This window comes from Anabaena sp. UHCC 0253, assembly GCF_009712085.1.
Classification (GTDB): domain Bacteria; phylum Cyanobacteriota; class Cyanobacteriia; order Cyanobacteriales; family Nostocaceae; genus Dolichospermum.
This window is the reverse complement of sequence record NZ_VILD01000001.1, coordinates 651,831-661,106: the sequence shown is the minus strand read 5'-3', so window position 1 is coordinate 661,106 and position 9,276 is coordinate 651,831. Positions and strand designations below refer to the sequence as shown.

General features: G+C 39.9%; 7 protein-coding genes and 1 CRISPR repeat array. Of the genes, 3 read left to right on the top strand and 4 right to left on the bottom strand.

Features of this window, described 5'->3' with window-relative positions; all coding sequences use genetic code 11:
* The coding region (locus FJR38_RS02925; protein ID WP_174763875.1) for a glycosyltransferase at window positions 1–383 on the bottom strand (383 nt) is incomplete at its 3' end.
* A gap of 183 nt (window positions 384–566) precedes the next feature.
* The gene (locus FJR38_RS02920; RefSeq protein WP_168493670.1) at window positions 567–1,244 is read right to left on the bottom strand and encodes a C40 family peptidase; all 678 of its coding nucleotides are present in this window, start codon (window positions 1,242–1,244) and stop codon (window positions 567–569) included.
* Window positions 1,245–1,512: 268 nt separating this feature from the next.
* On the opposite strand from FJR38_RS02920, the gene FJR38_RS02915 reads away from it, so the two are divergent.
* A complete protein-coding gene (locus FJR38_RS02915; protein ID WP_016949821.1) occupies window positions 1,513–1,767 on the top strand; it encodes a DUF4212 domain-containing protein in 255 nt (84 codons plus the stop codon).
* A gap of 9 nt (window positions 1,768–1,776) precedes the next feature.
* Window positions 1,777–3,432 carry a sodium:solute symporter family protein gene (locus FJR38_RS02910; RefSeq protein ID WP_168535286.1) on the top strand — a complete coding sequence of 552 codons (1,656 nt, stop codon included), beginning with the start codon at window positions 1,777–1,779 and terminating at the stop codon, window positions 3,430–3,432.
* A 140-nt stretch (window positions 3,433–3,572) separates the two neighbouring features.
* On the opposite strand, the gene FJR38_RS02905 is transcribed toward FJR38_RS02910, so the two are convergent.
* Together FJR38_RS02905 and FJR38_RS29210 are read right to left on the bottom strand one after the other, a co-directional pair.
* Window positions 3,573–6,107, bottom strand: coding sequence for a substrate-binding domain-containing protein (locus FJR38_RS02905; RefSeq protein ID WP_371418127.1), 2,535 nt, complete (start codon window positions 6,105–6,107; stop codon window positions 3,573–3,575).
* Window positions 6,108–6,456: 349 nt separating this feature from the next.
* Window positions 6,457–7,896 carry a TIGR03985 family CRISPR-associated protein gene (locus tag FJR38_RS29210; protein WP_168535284.1) on the bottom strand — a complete coding sequence of 480 codons (1,440 nt, stop codon included), beginning with the start codon at window positions 7,894–7,896 and terminating at the stop codon, window positions 6,457–6,459.
* Window positions 7,897–8,302: 406 nt separating this feature from the next.
* Here FJR38_RS29210 and FJR38_RS02890 point away from each other — a divergent pair, with 406 nt between their 5' ends.
* Window positions 8,303–8,560, top strand: coding sequence for a hypothetical protein (locus FJR38_RS02890; protein WP_168493680.1), 258 nt, complete (start codon window positions 8,303–8,305; stop codon window positions 8,558–8,560).
* A 335-nt stretch (window positions 8,561–8,895) separates the two neighbouring features.
* Window positions 8,896–9,241: a CRISPR direct-repeat array (repeat unit 37 nt; unit sequence GTTTCCGTCCCCTTGCGGGGAAAAGGTAATGAAAAAC).
* Window positions 9,242–9,276 lie beyond the last annotated feature (35 nt).

Here is a 9,276-nt window from a genome sequence, read left to right as displayed (position 1 = left end):
GCAGGATCATTTTGCAAATCAGCATCTAAAGTTACAATTACTTTGGCTGTAGCATAATTAAAGCCAGCAGACATAGCCGCAGTTTGTCCATAGTTACGCCGCAAAATTACCGCTTTTAAATCAGTGCGAATTTGGGCTTGTTCTTTGAGAAATTCCGCCGAACCATCACTAGAACCATCATCTACACAGATAATTTCATAACTCAACTCATTAGCTGTGAGAGTAGAAGAAATTGCTTCTAGTAATAAAGGTAAACTTTCTACCTCATCTTTTATGGGTACAACTACTGATACATCTGGTAATTGGTGATTGGTAATGGGTGATTGGTGATTTGCCCTGAGCGTAGTCGAAGGGTTAATAATTGGTAATTGGTAATTGGGCATAGGATATTATGTTAGGAGTCAGGAAGGAAGAATTAAAAGAAGTGGCGTTGCTGATTAAGAGTATGATTTTGTTTCACGCAGAGGCGCAGAGTCTACAGAGAGTAAGAGTTTGAAATCATTGATCTTTGAATTTCATACCCTAATTCAGCAACGCCAAAGAAGTTAATTGTCAATTGTCAATTGTCAATTACCAACATAACTTTTCACAACTCTACCAGCACCGCGTAATTGTTGATAATAAGACTGACTAACGGTGTCACCTTGTTCCGAAAGTTGGTCAATACCAATACCGTTGCGTCCTTGTTCTTTTCCCGAACTGTGGATATAGCAACCATTACCTAAATATAAGCCCACATGAGTTGCTTTTTGGGGAGTGCCAAAAAAGATGAGATCTCCGGGTTGTAATTCAGTCATATCAACTGGTTGAGTAAAAGCTTCTTGTTGATAAGCGTCTCTAGGTAGCCAAACACCTACAGATTTAAACGCTGCTTGCATTAAACCTGAACAATCATAATTAGGTGCAACTGTCCCACCCCAAAGGTAATAATTATCTTGTTGTTTTGCGGTTTGAGTAAAAGCGATAACTGCGGGTATTTGTTGTTGAATGTCTATTGCTGATATATCTTGGGGTTGATATTCTGTTTCTGCTGGTTGGAGAAATTGCCAATCTTGAACAGATAACCATCCTGGATAGTCATCTTCACATAAACAAACTGCAATGGCGGTATCTTGATGATTTGATGTTATTCGTAAATGTCGTCCTGTTGCGGCTTGGGTTGCTAAACGGATACATTCAGGAGAATCATAGATATTTAGGTTAGTTTTACAGAAATATGCTTTTGTCGGTAAGTTTAAAGACATGATTAATATTTTCTGAATTAGGATTTTTGGTTACTGAGCGATAGCCTGCGTGGCGAAGCCATAGTCGAAGTACAGGATTTAAAGATTAACAGGATTATATAACTAATTATTCGGTTAATCTTTTAATTCTTATTGTCTGAATCGGGATTTTCTGGATGTGAGAGATGATATTCTCAGTATAGAAAACTTAACAAAGAAATCGCCAAAATCAGACGATATTATATCGGCTTACTGATATTATCTGTGAGGCAATGATGATAAAAGAAAAATGGACGAAGATCAGCGTCGCGCTTATTGGCGTGCTAATACAACATTAATTCGGAATCTTTTAATTGTTTGGGCTTTAGTCTCCCTGGTTTTTAGTATTTTGTTGGTTCAACCATTAAATGCAATTCGGTTTTTTGGTGTTCCCTTTGGTTTTTGGATGGCGCAACAAGGATCAATTTTGGTTTTTGTTGTATTGATTTTTACTTACGCTTTCCAAATGGACAAATTAGACCGCAAATATAATACCAAAAAGTGAGGAGAAACTGTGTCAGTTGAAATTTGGACGATTATCTTAGTTGGACTTTCTTTTCTAGTTTACATTTACATTGGTTGGCGATCGCGTGTAGAAAATACTAAAGACTTTTTTATTGCCGGTCAGGGAATACCTTCAATTGCCAATGGTGCGGCTACGGCTGCTGATTGGATGTCTGCGGCTTCGTTTATTTCCATGGCGGGGTTAATTTCGTTTTTGGGATATGACGGTTCGATTTATTTGATGGGTTGGACTGGTGGCTATGTTTTACTAGCATTATTATTAGCGCCTTATTTGCGGAAATTTGGTAAATATACTGTACCTGATTTTGTCGGCGATCGCTATTACTCCAATATAGCCCGTTTGGTGGCGGTAGTTGCCGCTATTTTTGTGTCTCTTACCTACGTCGCTGGACAAATGCGGGGGGTGGGAATTGTCTTTAGCCGCTTTTTACAAGTAGACGTGAATACAGGTGTCATCATTGGGATGATCATTGTCGGCTTTTTTGCGGTTTTGGGAGGTATGAAAGGTATTACTTGGACACAAGTAGCCCAGTATTTTGTATTGATTTTCGCATATTTGATTCCCGCGATCGCGATCGCCTACAAACTCACAGGTAATCCTATTCCCCAATTAGCTTTTACTACTAGTGATATCGCCGATAAACTCAACCTCATTCAACTTGATTTAGGCTTTAAAGAATATACCCAACCTTTTGCCAATAAGTCAATGTTGGATGTTCTTTTCATCACTATTGCTTTGATGGTAGGAACTGCTGGTTTACCCCATATTATTGTCCGATTTTACACAGTTAAAAGTGTTCGTGCAGCCCGTTTTTCTGCTGGTTGGGCATTATTATTTATCGCCATTCTCTACACCACAGCCCCCGCAGTTGGGATGTTTTCTCGTTATAATCTAATTACTTCTTTGCATAATAAAACACTTGTGGAAGTACAGCAATTAGATTGGGCAAATAAGTGGGAAAAAACCAAACTCCTAGCTTTTGAAGATAAGAACAAAGATGGACGTTTGCAGTTAACACCTAATAGCGAAACCAACGAAATTACAATTGATAAAGATATCATTGTGCTTTCTACTCCAGAAGTTGCTAATCTTGCCCCTTGGGTAATTGCTTTAGTTGCCGCTGGTGGTTTAGCTGCTGCTTTATCTACAGCCTCTGGGTTATTATTAGTAATTTCTAGTTCTGTCGCCCATGATGTTTATTATCGCATTTTTGATTCCAACGCTTCAGAAGAAAAACGGGTATTTGTGGGGCGGGTTGTCGTTGGTTTTGCCCTTGTTTTAGCTGGATATTTTGGAGTCAATCCACCGGGATTTGTGAGTGAAGTTGTCGCTTTTGCTTTTGGTTTAGCGGCTGCAAGTTTCTTCCCGGTAATATTCCTGGGGATTTTCGATAAACGCACTAATTCAGAAGGTGCGATTGCGGGAATGTTAACAGGTTTGATATTTACAATTATCTACATTGTCGGCGTAAAATTTGGTGGTATGACCCCATGGTTTTTTGGTGTTTCTGCTGAAGGAATCGGGACTTTAGGGATGATTATTAATTTTATTGTCACCCTCATAGTTTCTCGATTAACACCACCCCCACCCGCCGAAATTCAGGCGTTGGTAGAAGATTTACGCACCCCAATTATAGAAGAATAGTAGGGGCGCAGGGCCTGCGCCCAGTCAGGAATCAGGAATCAGGAATCAGGAGTCAGGAGTCAGGAGTTTAGAAAGAAGAAAGAAGAATTTCTCCTCCCTGTCACCTGTCACCTGTCACCTGTCACCTATTACCTACTTTTTCATTCTTGGGAAAACTTCTTCTGAATAGTTTTAGTATCTTCTTTATTGGCGGAAATAGCTGTCATTTGATAATCAACTAAGTTATCAACAAAAGGAATAGTTAGTTTAAATGTACCATCAGGTTTGATGTTAACTTTTTGTCCGTCAATAGTGACAGTTGCACCTTGTTCTGTTGCACCGTGAATCACTAATTCTGCGTCAACGACAAACCAGAAGTCTGCACAGGGACGACTGAAAATACGCACTGTACCAGAACGTGCTAGACATAACCACCGATTTTCTGGAGTTAGATAACCGATTTCTGTCATGTAGTCCCGTTCACCTTGGGGAATAGGTATATAACGATCATAGATTGCGGTTTCGCATTCATATTCTTGCACTAACTGAGGACGTTGATAGCTGATATCCAAATTAGTAACATCATAAAGACGCACTACTAAAATGGTAAAACCTTGATTTTGTAATGTTTGGAGATGATTTGCAGAAATGTACCAAGAGACATAAGCCCATTTGGGAGTGCGGGGAGTGAAGATAATTCTGGTATTTCCATCTACATTGATTTGATTAATATTAGTCCAGGCTTCTATCTCTGCATCTAATTCTATGGCTATATCTTCATCTGTAGCTGTGGGTGGCAATGGCGTAGGTAATATTTCTTCTGCGATCGCCTGTGCGGATGTGTTATGCTGAGTCTCACTATCTATGGCGTTTAAAGCCTCTCCTAATTCTAATGGTAGGTCATCTAATAAATTTTCTTCTTCGGGTGGTTGGTTGACTACTGTAGGTGGTGTATCCAGGATTTCTGATAAGGCATGATCCTCCTGAATTGGGGCTGGAGGTGTATCCAGGAGTTCTGAGAGAGATATACTATGATCTTCCTGAATTGGGGACGGGGTTATACCGAGTAACTCTGATAAGGATGTAATATTTTTAGTAGGTGCTGGGGCTGGTGGTTCTAATAGGGAGTTGGTAAATTCGTCGTTGGATATGTCTGCATTAATTTGGGGTTGCTGTCTATTGGGGATTTGGGGATAGTGATTATTAACAACAATTACCGGATCTTCTGTATCCCAAACTACTTCACCATAGTCTAATTCAATGTCATTGATTGCCGGTGTTTGATGACTGGGGGTAGATGTTTGTGGTATGTCTATTGTGGCTACGTTGTTGATTGCGGTTACTTCTAGGGAGATGTCTTCTTGATAGTGATTTGTACCGTTGTGGCCATTATGATGATTATTGGTAATTGATGCGATCGCCTCTGCATCTGATACAGTAGTAGTAGGAATCTCTTCTGGGATAGAATCGTTGGTTTGATTTAGCAGTCGTTTTTTTCTTCTCAACCACAAAGGTAAAAAGCTGCTTAAACCAGCAATGAGTAATAAAGGTAATAACAGGAAAAATCGCAGATTTTTGGTAATCATTGAGGGATTATCCAAAGGATTTATCAACTGTGTTTCCCCTCCAGTCTCGGTTACAGCCGGTGTGACTAGGTTTGCTGGTATAGGTGGTAAAGATGGATTTTGAGTAACTGCTGTTGGGGTTACTATTGGAGTTGTTGTTGGAGTTGTTGTTGGGGTAATAACCTCTGAGGTAAAGGTTTGCAAAGCACTAGCCGCAATAGCCAGTGATTCCGCGTCTCTTGCCGCTTTTATGGATTCTTGTCCTGGTTTGGCGACGACAAAACCGAGAAAACCTGCTACTTTAGGACTGGGATTTTGTTTATAAACGTAAACAAACGACTGGGAAAAGGGATATTTAGGATTATCTGGTAAGTAATTCTGAACTTTTAATACTCGTACATCTTGGAGTCGAGAAACCTGATTTGCTAAAACGTAGCTGATACCATCTTTACCTAATTCTTTAATGATATCGGTTGTACTATCTTCTATCATCTGCACTGAATTAGCCCCTGTCAGCAATTCACCAGACTTAAAAGCTGGATATTCGGTAAAGGAATTGCGAGTATCACTAATGGAAGGACGATCTATAAATCTAATTTTACCTTTAGCGTTGCCTACTTCTGACCAGTCTGTAATTTCTCCTCGGAAAATTTTCGCAAATTGTTCTGTTGTCAAACTACCTTGGAAGGGATTATCCATACCAACAACAACGGCGATTTTTTCTCGTAGCACCAGCACCTGTTCTAAACCTTGGGCTTTTTCTGCGGCTGTGAGTTGGCGACCAAGAGCAGCTATATCAATTCTACCATCTAAGACTGATTTTACCGCATCTTCATTGCCATTGATGCCAATTTCTACCTGAGTTCCCGAAAACTGTTTTTCAAAGTTTTCCTTGAGACTTTGGTTAACAATTATGAAATTAATCGAACCGTCAATTTTAACAACAGTACCACTTTCTACTGTTGACGGTAGAGAAAAAACCGGAGACTTATTCTCAGGTTCTGCGTGGACAGGTGCAGAAATCAATAAATTTGCTACCATAGAATTGACAGCGATCGCTACACCTACACCTGGTACTGCCAATAATAAGGCTAGATTGGTAATTACACTATCTTTTTTTGTTTTTGCCACATATATCCCTGATCAAGCTAAAATAAATGGACTACACGCCGATACCAAAAATAGTCTTTTAATTGTGGAGACTGGTTAATTATACAACCTTAGTTATTTTTTATCTGTAATAACACAAGTGTTTAAATAAAACGAGGAGTAGGGGCAATCCCCCCGTGGTTGCCCAAATACCGGGGTAGGCATAAAGGTAGGGGCAATCCCCCCGTGGTTGCCCAAATACCGGGGTAGGCATAAAGGTAGGGGCAATCCCCCCCGTGGTTGCCCAAATACCGGGGTAGGCATAAAGGTAGGGGCAATCCCCCCATGGTTGCCCAAATACCGGGGTAGGCACGGGGGCGCTACCCCTACATCAAATCCAAATCTTACTTAATTGATAATTCTCCAACTCTTGCATAGCTTCAGCCTTTAGACCTTCCCTAACAGATAATGGTGCAATTACCTCTCCTTTTGGCCGCCAGTCCCGTAACCGCATCAAAACATTAATATCTGTATCGCGTATCCACGCCGTATAATAAGCATCATCACTGGATTTTTGTTCAAGAACTTCTAATACTTGTATTTGTTGACTTTCAGGAATATTTCTTTTAACCAAATTCCGTATTTCTGCGTAAGCCACAGGTTTGAATGATTGATGTCTAACGGTGTTATCTACATACCAACGGGCAAAATCTGGAGGAAAACGCATAATTAAAAATTCCCGTTTTAGGTAAAAATTAAACCCCCAAGCTGCTGCTAATTCCTGTTCCACTTGCTGCGGTGTGGGTAATGTTCCACTCTCCCACATTAATTGTAATTCTGGAGGAATTTCTGGATCTCCCCAAGCGAGAATCTGTAATTTTGCGGAAGCAATCCTGTCCAGTCGGTAATTATGCCATCCTGTGTTACCATGAGGATCAATACCATAAGCACTGAGATATTTAGCGCGGCGGGAATAATGCAGACAAACAGGATAAACAGTAACTGCAACTTTCTTGGCTGTAGCTGGTATCAAAGTTTTGAAGCGAATAACTCCACCAGTTTGTTTCCGCCAAAGTTGTTCTAATTGTTCTTGATAGTTATCCACCTTGTCTTGCATTTCTGGAGAGAGGATATAATCTAAATGCAGAAATATCCGCTTTTCGGGTGTGGGAGAAGTATGGAGAATCTGTTCCCACAAACTTTGACTGATAATTTCTAAATTGGGTTGAACAAAAGATATTGATTCTAATGCGTGGAGTAATTCCCAGGTTTGGGGAAGAGAAAGTTGGGTAAAGGTAGCTGGGGAATTTGTTGGAGTTACAGGTGTGGGTAATTCTGGAGTGGGAAGACTTTGATATTGTCCTTTATGGGGTGATTGTAACCATCCTAAGCGAACAAGTTGTTTTAAATCATCTCTTAAAGAACGATGTACCGTTGCAAAAGGTGATTGTTGGATTTGTGCGGCTAAATATTCTGGTGTAATTCCTGTGAGTTGGATGATTTCTTGTTGCCATTCTAGTTCAGATAGGTAACAATTTGATGTTTGCAGAATATTCCCACAGTTTTGATGACAAATACAAGTGTTGTCTCCACAGTTTGCGGAAATTTGAGAAGTGCTAATTGTTTCGCTTTTAGGATGATTATAGCGGAATAGGCGATCGCGCAATTGAGAATAAGTAAAGTTTTTTGGTAGTTCTTGTATCCAGTTTTCTTCCCCATAGAGTTTATTCAAAATCACCCATAGGCGTATTGAACGGTGTAAGCGATTGCCAAGTTGTCCCGCTGCTAACCAATGTAATATTTGCGGTGTGGGTGGATAGGGGAAGTTCACAGTAACATTTTTTTCTGGTTGTATCTATTGTAGCGGATTTTGCTTTTTTCTCCTTTGCAAAATCTTTGTTCAATTCCTGGTTATGGTGATATACTCATCAAGTACATCACTTTTTACTTAAATTAGTAAGTGATGTACCAGAAACATATTACTGTTAATAGGTAATAATGGCAGTTATATAGACGAGTGATGTTATATATGGCTACTAAAAGACCTAGAACGACTATCAGCTTTGATTCTGATGAATATGTTGCATTAGAAAAATGGGCTAAATCTGAATTTCGATCTGTTCCTCAATTAGTGAGTGTCATAATCAAAAAGGCATTGATTGAAAAGAACCTATCAGAAACACAAGCGCACAGTTCCCAAGTAAATTTGAGTGATTTCCAACCCGAAAACAAAACCAATGAACACTCAACCAGTAGATAGATTAGATAGAATTGAAGCGATACTAGAAGTTACTACTAACAATCTCAATGGTTTAACAGGTAAACTTAATGGTTTGACTGATAATGGCATTGCTGATTTTAGGGATGAAAATAATTTTGCATACGTTCAAGACCTTTGTAGAGACTTTCCATGGAACGTCTCTACCTCCTTAAATTCTGGATATTATCTCGACTACGCGGTAGTTGAGCGGAGTCGAAACTCGATAACCACCTGATTCTGACATTTTCTCTAATTAGCAATTTCTGTTATTTAGTGCGATCGCCTATCTCTTTTTGAGATAATACATTAATTATATGTAGTTTGGGCAATGTTTTGATTTTGGTTTTTGTCCCCAGGCTTGATACTACACAATATTCTACTCAAATCTATCTTGCTACTATCTGCGGTTTGTCAATCACAAAGCGGTATGCACTCTTTGTGAGATACAGTCAATTAAATCGCAAAACCTGTAGGGGTGGGGTTTCCCCGCCCTCTATTGTATTTCATCCGATCAATAACCGCTATATGTGACACGAGAGGACACCCATTTTACTATTGAAATAGTAACAGGTTTCCATCCCCTTGCGGGGAAAAGGTAATGAAAAACTTGTTTTCAACTCTAACGTAAAAACAGGGTTGGACGTGAGAGAGTTTCCGTCCCCTTGCGGGGAAAAGGTAATGAAAAACCATGTATGGAGCTGGTATCAATAAACTCGCTAAGACGTTTCCGTCCCCTTGCGGGGAAAAGGTAATGAAAAACGTTGAAGTAAGGTTCAAGTTGTTCAACAAACTCAGTTTCCGTCCCCTTGCGGGGAAAAGGTAATGAAAAACTTGCAGCAGCAGCTTCAAGAACAAGCAGAAGAGCTGGCGGCACTTAAAGTTTCCGTCCCCTTGCGGGGAAAAGGTAATGAAAAACTTTAGCAGGTGGAACTATTACACCTGGTACTGTGG